The sequence below is a fragment of the Citrobacter sp. Cpo074 genome (assembly GCF_030332745.1).
Classification (GTDB): domain Bacteria; phylum Pseudomonadota; class Gammaproteobacteria; order Enterobacterales; family Enterobacteriaceae; genus Citrobacter; species Citrobacter portucalensis.
This window is the reverse complement of sequence record NZ_JAOWHG010000033.1, coordinates 284,651-301,118: the sequence shown is the minus strand read 5'-3', so window position 1 is coordinate 301,118 and position 16,468 is coordinate 284,651. Positions and strand designations below refer to the sequence as shown.

Below are 16,468 nucleotides of genomic sequence, written 5' to 3'. Positions count from 1 at the left end.
TAAGTGTGGTCGATAATTTGCGGGGAGAGTGAAAACATCAGAATTTTTCAACGCCTGACAGCATAAAAAAAGGCCACCCGGTACAGCCAGGCAGCCTTTTGCACATCAGATACCGACCAATTACGCCAGCACTAAATCACCCTGCGGATGACAGGAACAAGCCAGCACATAACCTTCAGCGATTTCTGCGTCGGTCAGCGTCATGGTGCTGCTGACCGTGTAGTTACCGTCAACCACTTTGGTTTTGCAGCAGCCGCAAACACCTGCACGGCATGCGGCGACAACCGGAACCTTGTTGCTTTCCAGCGCTTCCAGCAGCGTACTGCCCACCGGCGCGTAGAACTCTTTCGCCGGCTGTAGCTTGGTAAACTTCAGGCCACTGGTGGCGGCTTCGGCAACAGGTGTGAAGAACTGCTCTTTAAAGAAGCGCGTCACACCCAGCGCTTTGACTTCTTTCTCGACCAGATCCATATACGGTGCCGGGCCACAGGTCATCACGGTACGCGAGGTCAGATCCGGTACGCTTTTCAGCAGTTCAGTCGTCAGTCGGCCGGAAACAAAACCTTCTGTGGCATTGTTTTCAGCAACTAATGTCACCGGATATTCGCGCCACTCGTCGGCAAAAATGACATCTTGCGGCGAGCGAACGTTAAAGATTACCTGTACATCCGCTTGTGGGCGGTACTTTGCCAACCAGCGACGCATTGACATGATTGGCGTGACACCACAGCCGGCGGCCAGCATCAGGAACTTGTCTTCCGCTTTATCTTCACAGGTGAACTCACCCATTGCATCCGACAGCCAGATATAGTCACCGCGCTTCACGTCGCGGGTTAGCCACTGTGAACCTGCGCCATCGTCAATCCGGCGGATGGTCAACGTGATGTACTCGCTAACGCCCGGCGTTGAAGAAATGGTGTAAGCACGCAGCGTATCCGCTGAATTACGTACGCTGACCAGTGCATACTGCCCGGCGCGGTAAGGATAATAATCGTGGCATAGCAACGAAATTGTCCATACATCCGGCGTTTCCTGATGGATGTGGTGAACCTGCATCCGCCATGGGCACTGATGGGTTGGCATTGTCATTCTTTACTCCTTACGCGCTCAGCAGTTGCTTCATGTCTTCTTCAACGGTGGTCACGGAACGCAGACCAAATTTCTCGTTGAGAACTGCCAGCAGATCCGGTGTAAAGAAACCAGGTGCAGTCGGGCCAGTGACGATGTTTTTCACGCCCAGAGACAGCAGGGTCAGCAGAATAACAATCGCTTTCTGTTCGAACCAGGAGAGCACCAGAGACAGCGGCAGATCGTTCACGCCACAGCCCAGTTTCTCAGCCAGGGTTACCGCCAGGATGATGGCAGAGTAAGCATCGTTACACTGACCAGCATCCACCAGACGCGGCAGGCCTTCGATATCTCCGAACTCCAGTTTGTTGAAGCGGTATTTACCGCAAGCAAGGGTCAGGATCAGGCAGTCATCCGGCACGCTGGTGGCGAAGTCGGTGAAGTAGTTACGTTCACCACGTGCACCGTCACAACCGCCAACCAGGAAGATGTGACGCAGTTTTTCGCGGCTCACCAGGTCGATCAGGGTATCAGCAGCGCCCAGCAGGGTCTGACGACCGAAACCTACGGTGATCAGGTGCGGGATTTCGCTGTACGGGAAGCCAGCCATCTGCTGTGCCTGAGCGATAACCGGACCGAAGTTGTCGCCTTCGAGGTGGCTCACACCCGGCCAACCGACGATGCTACGGGTCCAGATACGGTCGTCGTACGCGCCAACGGTCGGGTCGATGATGCAGTTAGAGGTCATGACGATCGGACCTGGGAAGCGGGCAAACTCTACCTGCTGGTTCTGCCAGCCGCTGCCGTAGTTACCGATCAGGTGCTTGAACTTACGCAGTTCCGGGTAGCCGTGCGCCGGCAGCATTTCACCGTGGGTATAAACGTTAACACCAGTACCTTCGGTCTGCTCCAGCAGGTTGTACAGATCTTTCAGGTCGTGACCGGAGATCAGGATGCACTTACCTTCGGTCGCTTTTACGTTGACCTGGGTCGGGGTTGGGTGACCGTATTTGGTGGTTTCACCGGCGTCCAGAATGCTCATCACTTTGAAGTTCATCTGGCCGATTTCCATTGAACACTCCAGCAGAGCGTTCATATCGGCAGGCCAGGTACCCAGCCATGCCATGATTTTGTGGTACTGAGCGTAGATTTCGTTGTCGTACTGACCGAGAACGTGCGCGTGCTCCATGTAAGCTGCCGCACCTTTCAGGCCGTACAGACACAGCAGACGCAGGCCGAGAATGTTCTCGCCAATGGCTGCTTTGTCTTTGTTCGGGGTAAATTCAGCGGCCTGACGTTGCAGGTCGCCCAGATCGTCGCTGACCAGTTGCAGATCGGCCATCGGGTTGGTGACCGCTGCGTTCGCGTCGATGTTCAGGCATTGCGCTTTCAGGGCGTCGCGCATGGCGATAGCTTCACGGGCATAGCCAACAATACGCGGGGAATCGAAGTTAACGTTAGTCAGCGTGGAGAAGAACGCACGCGGCGCAAAGTTATCAACCTCATGGTCGATGATGCCGTATTCACGTGCTTTAACAGCCCATGCAGACAGACCTTGTAGGGAAGCAATCAGCAGATCCTGCAAATCGGAGGTCTCAGCCGTTTTACCGCACATACCCTGCGCGTAAGAGCAGCCGTTTCCTGCCGGAGTACGGATGGTTTGTTCACATTGCACACAAAACATGGTCACACCTTTTAAAGTTATATTTAATATACATGTTTAAGATTATGCCTGTGCGCGAAGGGATAAAAGGGATTTCTGCTACTACTTGCAGGGAGATTGATTTAGCGCAATTTTGGCGGTAGCTGACTACCGCCAGAGAGGTATTTGTTCCGGCGTCAGGCGGAGAAAAACGCCATCAGCAGAGGCACTAACAGACTCAGAATAAAGCCGTGGACGATGGCTGCCGGGACCATTTCCAGACCGCCGCTGCGTTGTAAAACGGGCAGGGTGAAATCCATTGATGTCGCGCCGCATAATCCCAGCGCGGTAGAGCGGCTGCGGCCCACCATTCCTGGAATCAACATAATGGCGATCAGCTCACGGGCCAGGTCGTTAAAGAAGGCGGCACTACCAATTACGGGCCCGAACGATTCGGTTAACAGAATACCGGACAGGGAATACCAGCCAAAACCTGATGCCATCGCCAGCGCGGTTTTCAGCGGTAGACCGAGGATCAAGGCATTGATAACCCCCGCCAGCATCGAACTGGCGACGACGACGACGGCCACGATCATCCCCCGACGGTTCAGCACAATTTGCTTTAAGGTCATGCCGCTGTTGCGCAGTTGAATCCCCACCAGGAACAGTAAAAAGATTAACGTATATTCGCTGGCTTCGGTGGCATGCTGCAGAATGGGAAGCCCAGTGAGGCCGAGCAGGAAGCCGATGACGACGACGCCGCAAAGCTGAAGCGACTCAAGCGCCATTGCAATTCGCGAGGGGAGCTTTTCTTGCTTGTGGTTGTGTCTCCAGGGCAGCGAACGCTCCAGCCAGAACAGCGCCGCAATATTACACAGTATAATGACCGTCACGCTGACCGCAGAATAATGAAGAATGGCTAACAGGTTGCTGGCGAGATTATCCAGAAACGCCAGGCTAATACCCATAAAAAAGAGAATAAGGTAGACGATCCAGCTTAACAGGCGATTGATAAGTTGTAATGCAGCCCTGTGCCGGAGCGGAATAAGGTAGCCCACAATAAGGGGAACCAGAATGATTAACAGCCCTGAAAACATGAAAATCAGATCCTTGCTGAGAAGTAAGACGAAATGCGTCACTATAACCTAAATAATTCAAGTTGCAGGAAGGCGGCAAGGGAGTGAATCCCCGGGAGCGTACATAAGTACGTGACTGGGGGGAGCGAGCGCAGTCAACACATCTGCAAATTGAAGTATAACGGGTATACACACTACTCAATGCAAAGAGGGGAGTAAAGTTGCAAATAAAAGGAAATATAGAGAGGAAAAAAAAGACCTGACTTTCGCCAGGCCTTTTGGTTAGCGATTAATCGCGTTTTTCGAGCAGGGTGCGGTAAATAAGACCGCCGAGAACCCCACCGATAATCGGCATGACCCAGAAGAACCACAATTGTTGCAATGCCCAGCCGCCCTGGAAAATGGCTACTGCGGTACTACGTGCCGGGTTTACGGAGGTGTTGGTGACCGGAATACTGATCAAGTGAATCAGTGTTAACGCCAGACCAATTGCGATAGGTGCAAAACCTGCCGGAGCATGTTTATCGGTCGCGCCGTGGATCACTAATAAGAAACCTGCGGTCAGAATAATTTCAATGACGACGGCAGAAAGCATGGAATAACCGCCTGGTGAATGTTCACCAAAGCCGTTCGAAGCAAAACCACTGGCCGTTGCATCAAAACCTGCTTTACCACTGGCAATAAGATACAGTGCCGCAGCTGCAACAATACCGCCCACAACCTGAGCAATAACGTAACCAATAACATCTTTTGCCGGGAAACGACCGCCAGCCCATAAACCGAAGGTTACCGCCGGGTTAAAATGCCCACCTGAAATATGACCCACAGCGAATGCCATAGTTAATACTGTCAGGCCGAATGCCAGCGCGACACCGGCAAATCCAATTCCCAATTCCGGGAATGCGGCTGCCAGCACTGCACTACCGCACCCACCAAAAACGAGCCAAAACGTACCGAAGAATTCAGCTGCTAATTTCCTGAACATAACCACCTCAATTAAAAGTTCCGGGTTCGTGTTCCTTGCCCGGTAATTCATCGCTAAAAGGGACGATGATGAAAGAGCGTGTATTTTAGAAAAAAATATCATCCCTTCGCCAGTTAAATTGATGAAAAAATTTGATTTAAGGCAATATGTTGCGATTCCTTTTTGAATCTTGGGTGAATGAAGCATAGTTCAATTAGCGAAAGGACGATGATTAAGTTCTGAAATTATATTCAGGAGAAAACATAAGAAGAATATTCTTATATTTTTCAGTTTCTGCGACTAACCTCCTGATCATACCGGGTGTCCTGAGCGCCCGCTTGCCGTTATACTCCTGATAACTTGAAGGAAAAAGTTAGCATTTCCGGAGGCTATATGATTCTCGAACGCGTTGAGATTGTTGGATTTCGCGGTATTAACCGTCTGTCGTTGATGCTGGAGCAGAGCAACGTGCTGATTGGGGAGAACGCGTGGGGTAAATCCAGTCTGCTGGATGCTTTAACCCTGCTGCTGTCGCCGGAGTCAGATTTGTATCATTTTGTCCGCGAGGATTTCTGGTTCCCGCCGGGTGATATACAGGGCAGGGAACACCACCTGCACATTATCCTGACGTTTCGTGAATCCCAGCCGGGTCGTCACCGGGTACGTCGCTATCGTCCTCTGGAAGCCAGCTGGACGCCGTGCCAGGATGGCTATCACCGCATTTTTTATCGTCTGGAAGGCGAGTGTGCGGATGACGGTAGCGTTCTGACCTTGCGCAGTTTTCTTGACGGCGACGGCCATCCATTACCTCTCGATGACATTAACGATCAGGCGCGACACCTCGTGCGGCTGATGCCAGTATTACGTCTGCGTGACGCGCGATTTATGCGACGGATCCGCAACGGTACGGTGCCAGATTCGGCGGATGTCGAAGTCACCGCCCGCCAACTGGATTTTCTGGCGCGTGAGCTCGCTACCCGGCCGCAAAACCTGACCGACGGGCAGATCCGCCAGGGGTTATCGGCCATGGTTCAGTTGTTGGAGCACTATTTTTCCGAGCAGGGGGCTGGCCAGTCCCGCTACCGTCTGATGCGCCGTCGCTCCAATAACGAACAACGGAGCTGGCGCTATCTGGACATTATTAACCGCATGATTGATAAACCCGGCGGACGTACGCACCGGGTTATTCTGTTGGGCCTGTTTTCGACCTTGTTGCAGGCCAAAGGCACGCTAAGGCTCGATAAAGACGCCCGACCTTTACTGCTGGTGGAAGATCCGGAAACGCGTTTACATCCCATCATGCTGTCGGTGGCCTGGCACTTGTTGAATTTACTGCCTCTGCAGCGAGTGGCGACCACCAACTCCGGTGAGCTGCTGTCCCTTACGCCTGTTGAGCATGTTGTTCGTCTGGTACGTGAATCATCCCGCGTCGCTGCCTGGCGGCTGGGGCCGGGTGGGATCAGTGCAGAAGATGGTCGGCGAATCGCATTTCATATTCGTTTTAATCGTGCGTCATCGTTGTTTGCCCGCTGCTGGCTGCTGGTGGAAGGTGAAACGGAAACCTGGGTTATTAACGAACTGGCCCGCCAGTGCGGACATCACTTTGATGCAGAAGGGATTAAAGTTATTGAATTTGCCCAGTCCGGTCTTAAGCCGCTGGTTAAATTCGCCCGCCGGATGGGGATAGAGTGGCATGTGCTGGTCGATGGCGATGAAGCCGGGAAAAAGTACGCGGCCACGGTACGTAGCTTATTGAATGACGACAGAGAGGAAGAGCGTGAGCATTTGACCATGCTCCCCGCGCTGGATATGGAACACTTTATGTATCGCCAGGGGTTTGCTGACGTCTTTCACCGGGTGGCGCAAATTCCGGAGAATGTGCCTATGAATATGCGCAAAATAATCTCCAAGGCGATACATCGTTCGTCAAAACCGGATTTGGCCATTGAGGTGGCGATGGAAGCCGGGCGGCGGGGCGTTGATGCGGTGCCAACGCTGCTGCGAAAAATGTTTTCCCGCGTGCTGTGGCTGGCACGCGGCAGAGCGGATTAGTGGCGAAACATCGACGACAGCTGCGAATGGATGCTGTCCAGTAGCTGATAGCGGCGGCGGTATTCTGCGCGTTTTTTGCTCGCAATATCCGCCTCGCTTTTTCGCGCCAGCGTGCGTGGAATATGATAGTACCCGTTGCTGTCGCACTCACCGCCAACCGACTCCCAAAAAGCGTTGTAGTCAGAATGGATCACCTTGTTTTTATCGTGGTAGCGTTGACTGCGAAAGATATGCTGTTCATTGCTTACAGCCATAACTTTTTCAATATTCAACTGTTCGGCTAAACGGCAAATGGTTTCCATCACAATACGTTTTGGGAAAATTCCATGGCAGGACTTCGTTGCTTTTTGGATTGCTTCGTGTGGTAGTTGCGCATTGCCCTGCACACCGCCAATAAATAATGTACTTTTCCCATTATATTCGCAGAACGTAAACGTCATTTTGGTTAGCACGTCTCCGTCACCATTGCGCACCTGAATGGTGGCTTCACCCTCTTTATCCAGTACCGGAAACATCATCATGGTGATGGTAAATATATCGCCGTCTTTACCTTCGGTTTGCGCCAGATGTAAGCCGTCATTGCTTAATAAGGCGTTAAATTCAGCGGGTAAGAATGCGTGGTGGATAAAATGGTAATGAAAACGCACCGCATCTAAACGCATTTTGCGGGAGAAGTTTGCCGCAAGATAGGGACGGTGCAAACGAACCGGCAGTCGGGGTTGACGGGCGAGCAGGGGGCCAAGATCCGGCCATTGGGCCAGTTCAGTCATCCATTCCTGAGTGAGGCGGGGTATCAATAATGAACGCCAAATAAACTTACGACGAAAGCTCCGTTTATCCCAGCAATGTGCGGGCCGTAAATGACCGCTGCTCAGGCTGAAAAAAAGGCCAAAACGCGTGACTGGTTTGGTGGAAAGAAAAGTGCTTTCAGTTAGCTGGCTCATAATATAAATCCGATTGATACCTTTGTACTAATTTCAGCACAGCGGATCTTAACCATTCATCAATAACTCTGTTATTCTTGCGCTTTTCAACGGCGATTTATTTAACGTTGATGTTTAGCACTCCACTCTGGTGGGCGTATTGGGGGAATTGGGACATTTATGAAGCTCAAGGGAAAAATCAAAAAACGCTATTTTCTGTTCGCCGTCGTCCTTATTGTGGCGGCAATTGCACTTTGGCGAACGCTTAATGCGCCTTTACCTCAGTATCAAACATTAATTGTTCGTCCTGGCGATCTGCAACAAAGCGTGCTGGCGACCGGTAAGCTGGATGCGCTGCGTAAAGTTGACGTCGGGGCGCAGGTCAGCGGGCAGTTAAAAACGCTGTCGGTCGCGATTGGCGATAAAGTGAAAAAAGATCAGTTGCTCGGTGTTATCGATCCTGAACAGGCGCAAAACCAAATCAAAGAGGTTGAAGCGACGCTGATGGAATTGCGCGCCCAGCGTTTACAAGCCGAAGCTGAGTGGAAGCTGGCGCGGGTCACTCTCTCTCGCCAACAACAGCTGGCGAAAACTCAGGCCGTTTCACAGCAGGATCTCGACACGGCGGCCACCGAAATGGCGGTCAAACAGGCGCAAATTGGCACAATTGACGCGCAAATTAAGCGTAATCAGGCCTCTCTCGATACGGCGAAAACCAACCTTGATTACACCCGCATCGTTGCGCCAATGGCTGGCGAAGTAACACAAATTACTACCCTGCAGGGGCAAACCGTTATTGCCGCCCAGCAGGCACCTAACATTCTGACCCTGGCCGATATGAGCACCATGCTGGTAAAAGCGCAGGTTTCTGAGGCTGATGTAATTCACCTGCATCCTGGGCAAAAGGCCTGGTTTACCGTGCTGGGCGATCCGCAGACGCGTTACGAAGGTAAGCTCAAAGATGTTCTTCCGACGCCAGAAAAAGTGAATGACGCGATTTTCTACTATGCCCGCTTCGAAGTTCCCAACCCGAAAGGGATCCTGCGTCTGGATATGACCGCGCAGGTCCATATCCAGCTCACTGATGTCAAAAATGTCCTGACCATCCCGCTGTCGGCGCTGGGCGATCCTATTGGCAACAACCGCTATAACGTCAGACTACTGCGTAACGGCGAAACCCGCGAACGTGAAGTGGTTATCGGCGCGCGTAATGACACCGATGTGGAGATCGTGAAAGGGCTGGAAGAGGGGGATGAAGTTATTACCGGTGAGGGCAACGCTGGAGCTGCAAAATGACAGCATTGCTTGAGCTGAGCCATATCCGCCGCAGCTATCCGTCAGGTGAAGGCCAGGTTGAGGTGTTGAAGGACGTATCCTTGAGCATTCAGGCCGGGGAAATGGTGGCGATTGTCGGGGCGTCGGGTTCGGGTAAATCGACGCTGATGAACATTCTCGGCTGTCTGGATAAGCCAACCAGCGGTACGTATCGGGTTGCCGGACGCGATGTCTCTACGCTGGATAGCGATGCGCTAGCGCAACTCCGTCGTGAGCATTTTGGTTTTATCTTCCAGCGCTATCACCTGCTGTCGCATTTAACCGCCGCACAAAATGTTGAGGTACCGGCGGTCTACGCTGGCACTGAACGTAAGCAGCGCCTGGCGCGTGCGCAGGAATTACTCCAGCGGCTGGGGTTGGGTGACCGGGTTGACTATCAACCTTCCCAGCTTTCCGGTGGTCAGCAGCAGCGGGTCAGTATCGCGCGTGCGCTGATGAACGGGGGGCAGGTTATTCTTGCCGACGAACCCACCGGTGCACTGGATAGCCATTCCGGCGAAGAGGTGATGGCGATTTTGCATCAGCTGCGCGATCGCGGGCATACGGTAATTATCGTTACTCACGACAGCCAGGTCGCCGCGCAGGCCGAACGGGTCATTGAAATTCGTGACGGCGAGATTGTGCGCAATCCACCGCCACAGAAACCCTCTGGCGGACGCGATATCGCGGAGCCAACGGTGAAAACGGCATCCGGCTGGAGCCAGTTTGTCAGCGGTTTTCGTGAAGCGCTTACGATGGCCTGGCTGGCAATGGCCGCGAATAAGATGCGTACGCTACTGACCATGCTTGGGATCATCATCGGTATTGCTTCGGTGGTGTCGATCGTGGTGGTTGGCGATGCGGCTAAACAACTGGTGCTGGCAGATATTCGCGCTATAGGTACTAACACCATTGATATCTATCCAGGCAAAGACTTCGGCGACGACGATCCGCAATATCAACAGGCGTTGAAGTATGACGATTTGACGGCGCTACAGAAGCAGCCCTGGGTCAGTTCAGTAACGCCTGCGGTGTCGAAGAACCTGCGGTTACGCTATGGCAATATCGACGTTGCTGCCAGTGCTAATGGCGTTAGCGGCGACTATTTCAACGTCTATGGCATGACATTTAGCGAAGGGACCACCTTTAACGCCGAGCAACTGGCGGGGCGCGCTCAGGTGGTGGTGCTCGACAGCAATACCCGTCGTCAGTTGTTCCCCAATAAAGCGAAAGTTGTTGGCGAAGTCGTGCTGGTGGGGAATATGCCTGCCACGGTGATTGGTGTTGCAGAAGAGAAACAGTCGATGTTTGGCAGTAGCAAGATCCTGCGTGTCTGGCTGCCTTACAGCACTATGTCCGGGCGTATTATGGGACAGTCGTGGCTGAACTCGATCACCGTGCGGGTGAAGGATGGTTTTGACAGTGCCCAGGCCGAACAGCAACTGACCCGACTGTTGACGTTGCGCCACGGTAAGAAGGATTTCTTCACCTGGAATATGGACGGCATCTTGAAAACCGCCGAAAAGACCACACGTACATTACAACTCTTCCTGACGCTGGTGGCGGTGATTTCGCTGGTGGTCGGTGGGATTGGCGTGATGAATATTATGCTGGTTTCAGTAACCGAACGAACGCGTGAGATTGGTATTCGTATGGCGGTTGGCGCTCGCGCCAGTGACGTGCTGCAACAGTTCTTAATTGAAGCGGTGTTAGTGTGTCTGGTTGGCGGCGCGTTGGGCATTAGCCTGTCGATTCTGATCGCTTTTACGCTACAGCTATTTCTGCCGGGCTGGGAAATTGGATTCTCACCCGTAGCGCTGTTGACGGCGTTCCTGTGTTCGACTGCAACCGGTGTGTTGTTTGGCTGGTTACCGGCGCGGAATGCGGCACGTCTGGATCCAGTAGATGCTCTGGCGCGGGAATAATGCCACAGAGATAAAAATGCCAGCCGCAAGGGCTGGCATTTTGACTGCGGGATGTACACAATGAGACAGAAGAGCTATGCGACAGCTTCTGTTTCAATGACAGGCACGATGACACTGGCATGATTGCCTTTTGGCCCCTGGTGGACATCAAACTGGACAGACTGTCCGGCTTTTAGCGTTCTGTAACCATCCATCTGAATGGTGGAGTAATGGGCGAAAATATCTTCGCCGCCGCCTTCGGGGCAAATGAAACCAAACCCTTTGGCGTTGTTGAACCACTTAACAGTACCCGTTTCCATACTTCGACATCCTTCGTAAATCTTATATAAGTAAGATGGAATGAACCGGTGGCGGAGTGGGGGCTGTTCAAAACCTCGCCAACTCTCGAAACTACAATTTAGAGAAATCAGGCGGGGCGTCAAGCGCCATGCAGACGGAATAGGGTAAAAATGCATCAAAATTTGAAGCAGTTAACGCTATTGTCGGTTATGTGACAGATGTCGCGGATGGCACTAATAGATGATAGTTATCTAATACTTGAGGTAGATTGATTGTGCGCATAGGCTGCTTGTCAGCGGCAAGATTTTCTGCCGGAAACCGTAACTGAAGATGACGACTGACAATGGGTAAGACGAACGACTGGCTGGATTTCGATCTGCTGGCGGAAGACAAATTGCGCGACGCGCTAAAACCGCCATCTATGTATAAAGTGATATTAGTCAATGATGATTACACTCCGATGGAGTTTGTTATTGACGTGTTACAAAAATTCTTTTCTTATGATGTAGAACGTGCAACGCAACTGATGCTTGCAGTTCACTATCAAGGCAAAGCTATCTGCGGCGTGTTTACTGCCGAAGTGGCTGAAACCAAAGTAGCGATGGTGAACAAATATGCGAGGGAGAACGAGCATCCGTTGCTGTGTACGCTGGAAAAAGCCTGAATGCAGGCATAAACATTGGGGGAGGTGCCTATGCTCAATCAAGAACTGGAACTCAGTTTAAACATGGCTTTCGCCAGAGCGCGCGAGCACCGACATGAGTTTATGACCGTCGAGCACTTGTTACTGGCGTTGCTCAGTAACCCATCGGCCCGCGAAGCGCTGGAAGCGTGTTCTGTGGATCTGGTGGCGCTCCGTCAGGAACTCGAAGCCTTCATTGAACAGACCACACCTGTATTGCCTGCCAGTGAGGAAGAACGCGACACGCAGCCAACGTTGAGTTTTCAGCGTGTACTGCAACGCGCGGTCTTTCATGTTCAGTCCTCCGGGCGCAATGAAGTTACCGGCGCAAATGTGCTGGTCGCTATCTTCAGCGAGCAGGAATCTCAGGCGGCTTATCTGCTGCGTAAGCATGAAGTGAGCCGCCTTGATGTGGTGAATTTTATTTCTCATGGCACGCGCAAAGACGAACCCAGTCAGTCTTCTGACTCTGGGAATCAGCCAAATAACGAAGAGCAAGCTGGCGGGGAGGACCGTATGGAAAACTTCACGACTAACCTTAACCAGCTTGCCCGAGTGGGCGGAATTGATCCGCTCATTGGCCGGGACAAAGAGCTGGAGCGCGCCATTCAGGTACTGTGCCGTCGCAGAAAAAACAACCCGCTGCTGGTGGGAGAGTCTGGTGTCGGTAAAACCGCCATTGCTGAAGGCCTCGCCTGGCGTATCGTCCAGGGTGATGTGCCTGAAATCATGGCTGATTGCACCCTTTATTCCCTGGATATCGGCTCGCTGTTGGCTGGCACCAAATATCGCGGTGATTTTGAAAAACGCTTTAAGGCGCTGTTGAAACAGCTGGAACAGGATACTAACAGCATTCTGTTTATCGATGAGATCCACACCATTATCGGTGCGGGTGCGGCATCGGGCGGCCAGGTGGATGCGGCTAACCTGATCAAGCCGCTGCTCTCCAGCGGTAAGATCCGTGTGATAGGGTCCACAACCTATCAGGAATTCAGCAATATCTTTGAAAAAGATCGTGCGTTAGCGCGCCGTTTCCAGAAAATCGATGTCACTGAGCCATCGGTAGAAGAGACTGTGCAGATAATCAACGGTCTGAAGCCGAAATACGAAGCGCACCATGACGTCCGCTATACCGCCAAAGCGGTGCGTGCAGCGGTCGAACTGGCGGTGAAATACATTAACGATCGTCATCTGCCGGATAAAGCGATTGACGTGATCGATGAGGCGGGCGCGCGTGCGCGTCTGATGCCGGTCAGCAAGCGCAAGAAAACCGTCAACGTGGCGGATATCGAGTCCGTTGTGGCCCGCATTGCGCGGATCCCGGAGAAGAGCGTTTCGCAGAGCGATCGCGACACGCTGAAAAACCTGGGCAACCGTCTGAAAATGCTGGTATTCGGACAGGATAAAGCCATTGAGGCGCTGACTGAAGCGATCAAAATGAGCCGTGCCGGTCTGGGACACGAGCATAAACCGGTTGGTTCGTTCTTGTTTGCCGGACCAACTGGCGTCGGTAAGACTGAAGTCACGGTGCAGTTGTCCAAAGCACTCGGCATTGAACTACTGCGTTTTGATATGTCCGAGTATATGGAACGCCACACCGTTAGCCGCCTGATTGGCGCGCCTCCGGGGTATGTCGGTTTCGACCAGGGCGGTTTGCTGACCGATGCTGTTATTAAGCATCCGCATGCGGTACTGCTGCTGGATGAAATCGAAAAAGCGCACCCGGATGTCTTTAACCTGCTGCTGCAAGTGATGGATAACGGTACGCTGACCGACAATAACGGGCGTAAAGCGGATTTCCGCAACGTGGTGCTGGTCATGACCACCAACGCTGGTGTGCGTGAAACTGAGCGTAAATCGATTGGGTTGATTCATCAGGACAACAGTACTGATGCAATGGGCGAAATCAAAAAAGTGTTTACGCCGGAATTCCGTAACCGTCTCGACAACATTATCTGGTTTGATCATCTCTCTACCGAGGTGATTCATCAGGTTGTTGATAAGTTTATCGTCGAGCTTCAGGTACAGCTGGATCAGAAAGGTGTCTCTCTGGAAGTGAGCCAGGAAGCACGTGACTGGCTGGCAGAGAAAGGCTACGACCGCGCAATGGGCGCACGTCCAATGACGCGTGTGGTCCAGGATAACCTGAAAAAACCATTGGCTAATGAACTGCTGTTCGGTTCGCTGGTGGATGGTGGCCAGGTGACCGTTGCGCTGGATAAAGAGAAAAATGAGCTGACCTATGGCTTCCAGAGTGCGCAAAAGCACAAGCCAGAAGCTGCACATTAATCTTTAATCACCTAATCAGCCGGGCGTAATGCCCGGTTTTTTTTCGCCTGATAATCGTGATTTGAAATGGGATATTCGGGGGAGTTTAAACAGTAGGCAAAAAATAAGCCTGCGTAAGGGAGATTACGCAGGCTAAGGAGGTGGTTCCTGGTACAGCTAGCATTTATGGGTTATGTTTTTCAGCGGAGGGGATAATACCCTTAATGAACGCAACGGTATGTGATCGATTTCTAAGAATCTTCCGAACGCTGAAAAATAACCGTAATTAACTACTTAGCATGCGGGTTGCGCGTGGACTCACCGGTAAAATTACGCATCAACAATGCATAATTCAGATCGATATCCTCTGGTACTGGCATCCACACGGTGTAACCATCGCCCGGCGCAACCGGCATGGCTTCGCCTTTCGCGTTTTCCATCTGCTCGAGGGTAAAGTTGATGTTGCCTTGTGGGGTCATCAGCTCCAGGCTGTCGCCGACGGTGAATTTGTTTTTCACCAGTACGGCTGCCAGTTCACCTTTACGTTCGCTGGTGAATTCGCCGACAAACTGCTGACGCTCGGAAACAGAGAAGCCGTATTCGTAGTTCTGATAGTCGTCATGCGTATGACGGCGCAGGAACCCTTCGGTGTAACCACGATGCGCCAGGCCTTCCAGCGTTTCCAGCAGTTGCGGGTCGAACGGTTTACCGGCTGCGGCATCATCAATGGCTTTACGATAGACCTGCGCGGTACGTGCACAGTAATAGTATGACTTGGTGCGGCCTTCGATCTTCAGGGAATGCACGCCCATCTGCGTCAGGCGTTCAACGTGGGCAATGGCACGCAAATCCTTTGAGTTCATGATGTAAGTGCCATGTTCGTCTTCGAACGCGGTCATATACTCACCCGGACGCTGGGCTTCTTCAATCATAAAGACTTTATCTGTCGGTGCGCCGATACCCAGCGTAGGCTCAACGTTTTGTACCGGGATAGGCTCGTACTTATGCACGATATTGCCCACCACGTCTTCTTTGCCTTCCTGCACGTTGTATTCCCAGCGGCAGGCATTGGTGCAGGTACCCTGGTTAGGGTCACGCTTGTTGATATAGCCAGAAAGCAGGCAACGGCCGGAGTAGGCCATACACAGCGCGCCGTGAACGAAGATCTCAAGCTCCATATCCGGCACCTGGGTGCGGATCTCTTCGATTTCTTCCAGCGACAGCTCGCGGGAGAGGATCACGCGGGTCAGCCCCATCTGCTTCCAGAATTTCACCGTTGCCCAGTTTACGGCGTTAGCCTGTACTGAAAGATGAATGTCCATGTCAGGGAAGTTTTCGCGCACCAGCATAATCAGACCAGGGTCTGACATGATCAGTGCATCCGGCCCCATTTCCACCACCGGTTTCAGATCACGAATGAAGGTCTTCAGCTTGGCATTGTGTGGGGCAATGTTAACCACCACATAGAATTTTTTACCCAGTTCATGGGCTTCATTAATGCCGAGCTGCAGGTTTTCGTGGTTGAATTCGTTGTTGCGTACGCGCAGTGAGTAACGCGGTTGGCCCGCATACACAGCGTCAGCGCCATAGGCGAAAGCGTAACGCATGTTTTTCAGCGTTCCCGCCGGGGAAAGGAGTTCCGGTTTAAACATAATTTTCTCGTTCTGATGACAGGTCAGACTCGCCTCACTCAATGAGGCGGTTAGGGGAGTGCCCCCATATTAAGGGCGGGCATTGTAGCGCTGCGAGGAAGTCAGGTAAAGAAAAACGCCGGGCGACAGCGTTGCGTTACCCGGCTGAGCAAATAATTATCAGGTCTTATCTTTTATCGTCTGACTGACACCATTGGTCTTAACTGAAGCAATACCGGTCTCGCGTGACTGTTCATTCGCATACAGTTGACTGCTACCAATAATCTGGTGGTTTGCAGCTTTCAGGTTGAAATGTAATTTGCCATTAGACGCTGTTTTTTTCTCATAACGCTCATCCAGAGGGCTGTTAGCCTGGACAGATGCGATCCCTTTTTCTGCAGCGCCTTTTGTAGTGTAAAGCTCACTGGTAAGGATTATTTCCCCGTTCCCAGCTTTAAGAACAAAGCGGTACTGATCATCGCTACTCTTACTTAATTCAAACCAACCAGCCATATGAACTCCTTGATTAAAAGTTTTATATCAAACAGTTATTGACGACAGTATTGTCAGAAAGAGTATGAGCGATATTTGGAGAGTTGCTAGTTACCAGGGCTCACGGAGCAGCGGAGCCCTGAAGTGCAGGA

General features: G+C 52.1%; 13 protein-coding genes. 5 read left to right on the top strand and 8 right to left on the bottom strand.

What is annotated here, in order from left to right; genetic code table 11:
* Positions 1-120: 120 nt before the first annotated feature.
* The 4 genes from hcr to aqpZ all read right to left on the bottom strand — a co-directional run bounded on the left by hcr (position 121) and on the right by aqpZ (position 4,771).
* The gene (gene hcr, locus OGX83_RS15730; RefSeq protein WP_003027256.1) at positions 121-1,089 is read right to left on the bottom strand and encodes an NADH oxidoreductase; all 969 of its coding nucleotides are present in this window, start codon (positions 1,087-1,089) and stop codon (positions 121-123) included.
* Positions 1,090-1,099: 10 nt separating this feature from the next.
* Positions 1,100-2,752: a hydroxylamine reductase gene (hcp, locus tag OGX83_RS15725; protein WP_008785224.1), complete on the bottom strand. Its 1,653-nt coding sequence runs from the start codon at positions 2,750-2,752 to the stop codon at positions 1,100-1,102.
* 155 nt (positions 2,753-2,907) lie between these two features.
* The gene (locus OGX83_RS15720; protein ID WP_008785223.1) at positions 2,908-3,807 is read right to left on the bottom strand and encodes a LysO family transporter; all 900 of its coding nucleotides are present in this window, start codon (positions 3,805-3,807) and stop codon (positions 2,908-2,910) included.
* Between the two features lie 268 nt (positions 3,808-4,075).
* Positions 4,076-4,771 (bottom strand): aquaporin Z, encoded by a 696-nt coding sequence (aqpZ, locus tag OGX83_RS15715; RefSeq protein ID WP_003840208.1) that lies wholly within the window; start codon positions 4,769-4,771, stop codon positions 4,076-4,078.
* A gap of 372 nt (positions 4,772-5,143) precedes the next feature.
* Here aqpZ and OGX83_RS15710 point away from each other — a divergent pair, with 372 nt between their 5' ends.
* Positions 5,144-6,802: an ATP-dependent endonuclease gene (locus tag OGX83_RS15710; RefSeq protein ID WP_003834292.1), complete on the top strand. Its 1,659-nt coding sequence runs from the start codon at positions 5,144-5,146 to the stop codon at positions 6,800-6,802.
* Here the strand turns inward: OGX83_RS15710 and OGX83_RS15705 are convergent.
* Entirely contained in the window at positions 6,799-7,746 is a 948-nt protein-coding gene (locus tag OGX83_RS15705; protein ID WP_071444784.1) for a VirK/YbjX family protein, read from the bottom strand. The two genes, OGX83_RS15710 and OGX83_RS15705, sit on opposite strands and share 4 nt — an antisense overlap.
* 159 nt (positions 7,747-7,905) lie before the next feature.
* Between OGX83_RS15705 and macA the strand changes: the two genes are divergently transcribed.
* On the top strand, positions 7,906-9,021 hold the full coding sequence (gene macA, locus OGX83_RS15700; RefSeq protein WP_071444783.1) for a macrolide transporter subunit MacA: 1,116 nt from the start codon (positions 7,906-7,908) through the stop codon (positions 9,019-9,021).
* Complete coding sequence (gene macB, locus OGX83_RS15695; RefSeq protein WP_234692134.1) at positions 9,018-10,964, top strand: macrolide ABC transporter ATP-binding protein/permease MacB; 1,947 nt, start codon at positions 9,018-9,020, stop codon at positions 10,962-10,964. The genes macA and macB overlap by 4 nt, the downstream gene beginning before the upstream one ends.
* Positions 10,965-11,038: 74 nt before the next feature.
* Here the strand turns inward: macB and cspD are convergent, their stop codons facing one another.
* On the bottom strand, positions 11,039-11,263 hold the full coding sequence (gene cspD, locus OGX83_RS15690; RefSeq protein ID WP_003834283.1) for a cold shock-like protein CspD: 225 nt from the start codon (positions 11,261-11,263) through the stop codon (positions 11,039-11,041).
* A gap of 323 nt (positions 11,264-11,586) precedes the next feature.
* Here cspD and clpS point away from each other — a divergent pair, with 323 nt between their 5' ends.
* Both clpS and clpA read left to right on the top strand, forming a co-directional pair.
* The gene (gene clpS, locus OGX83_RS15685) at positions 11,587-11,907 is read left to right on the top strand and encodes an ATP-dependent Clp protease adapter ClpS (protein ID WP_003036810.1); all 321 of its coding nucleotides are present in this window, start codon (positions 11,587-11,589) and stop codon (positions 11,905-11,907) included.
* Between the two features lie 30 nt (positions 11,908-11,937).
* Positions 11,938-14,214, top strand: a complete 2,277-nt coding sequence (clpA, locus tag OGX83_RS15680; RefSeq protein WP_003036804.1) for an ATP-dependent Clp protease ATP-binding subunit ClpA — start codon at positions 11,938-11,940, stop codon at positions 14,212-14,214.
* 269 nt (positions 14,215-14,483) lie between these two features.
* Here the strand turns inward: clpA and trhP are convergent, their stop codons facing one another.
* Complete coding sequence (gene trhP, locus OGX83_RS15675; RefSeq protein ID WP_286585913.1) at positions 14,484-15,845, bottom strand: prephenate-dependent tRNA uridine(34) hydroxylase TrhP; 1,362 nt, start codon at positions 15,843-15,845, stop codon at positions 14,484-14,486.
* Between the two features lie 159 nt (positions 15,846-16,004).
* Positions 16,005-16,337, bottom strand: a complete 333-nt coding sequence (locus OGX83_RS15670) for a YegP family protein (protein ID WP_048224506.1) — start codon at positions 16,335-16,337, stop codon at positions 16,005-16,007.
* Positions 16,338-16,468: the final 131 nt, after the last annotated feature.

What these genes read in the sequence shown, in the direction of transcription:
- hcr (WP_003027256.1), bottom strand. Translation starts at nt 1,089, where the DNA reads ATGACAATGCCAACCCATCAGTGCCCATGGCGGATGCAGGTTCACCAC.
- hcp (WP_008785224.1), bottom strand. Translation starts at nt 2,752, where the DNA reads ATGTTTTGTGTGCAATGTGAACAAACCATCCGTACTCCGGCAGGAAAC.
- OGX83_RS15720 (WP_008785223.1), bottom strand. Translation starts at nt 3,807, where the DNA reads ATGTTTTCAGGGCTGTTAATCATTCTGGTTCCCCTTATTGTGGGCTAC.
- aqpZ (WP_003840208.1), bottom strand. Translation starts at nt 4,771, where the DNA reads ATGTTCAGGAAATTAGCAGCTGAATTCTTCGGTACGTTTTGGCTCGTT.
- OGX83_RS15710 (WP_003834292.1), top strand. Translation starts at nt 5,144, where the DNA reads ATGATTCTCGAACGCGTTGAGATTGTTGGATTTCGCGGTATTAACCGT.
- OGX83_RS15705 (WP_071444784.1), bottom strand. Translation starts at nt 7,746, where the DNA reads ATGAGCCAGCTAACTGAAAGCACTTTTCTTTCCACCAAACCAGTCACG.
- macA (WP_071444783.1), top strand. Translation starts at nt 7,906, where the DNA reads ATGAAGCTCAAGGGAAAAATCAAAAAACGCTATTTTCTGTTCGCCGTC.
- macB (WP_234692134.1), top strand. Translation starts at nt 9,018, where the DNA reads ATGACAGCATTGCTTGAGCTGAGCCATATCCGCCGCAGCTATCCGTCA.
- cspD (WP_003834283.1), bottom strand. Translation starts at nt 11,263, where the DNA reads ATGGAAACGGGTACTGTTAAGTGGTTCAACAACGCCAAAGGGTTTGGT.
- clpS (WP_003036810.1), top strand. Translation starts at nt 11,587, where the DNA reads ATGGGTAAGACGAACGACTGGCTGGATTTCGATCTGCTGGCGGAAGAC.
- clpA (WP_003036804.1), top strand. Translation starts at nt 11,938, where the DNA reads ATGCTCAATCAAGAACTGGAACTCAGTTTAAACATGGCTTTCGCCAGA.
- trhP (WP_286585913.1), bottom strand. Translation starts at nt 15,845, where the DNA reads ATGTTTAAACCGGAACTCCTTTCCCCGGCGGGAACGCTGAAAAACATG.
- OGX83_RS15670 (WP_048224506.1), bottom strand. Translation starts at nt 16,337, where the DNA reads ATGGCTGGTTGGTTTGAATTAAGTAAGAGTAGCGATGATCAGTACCGC.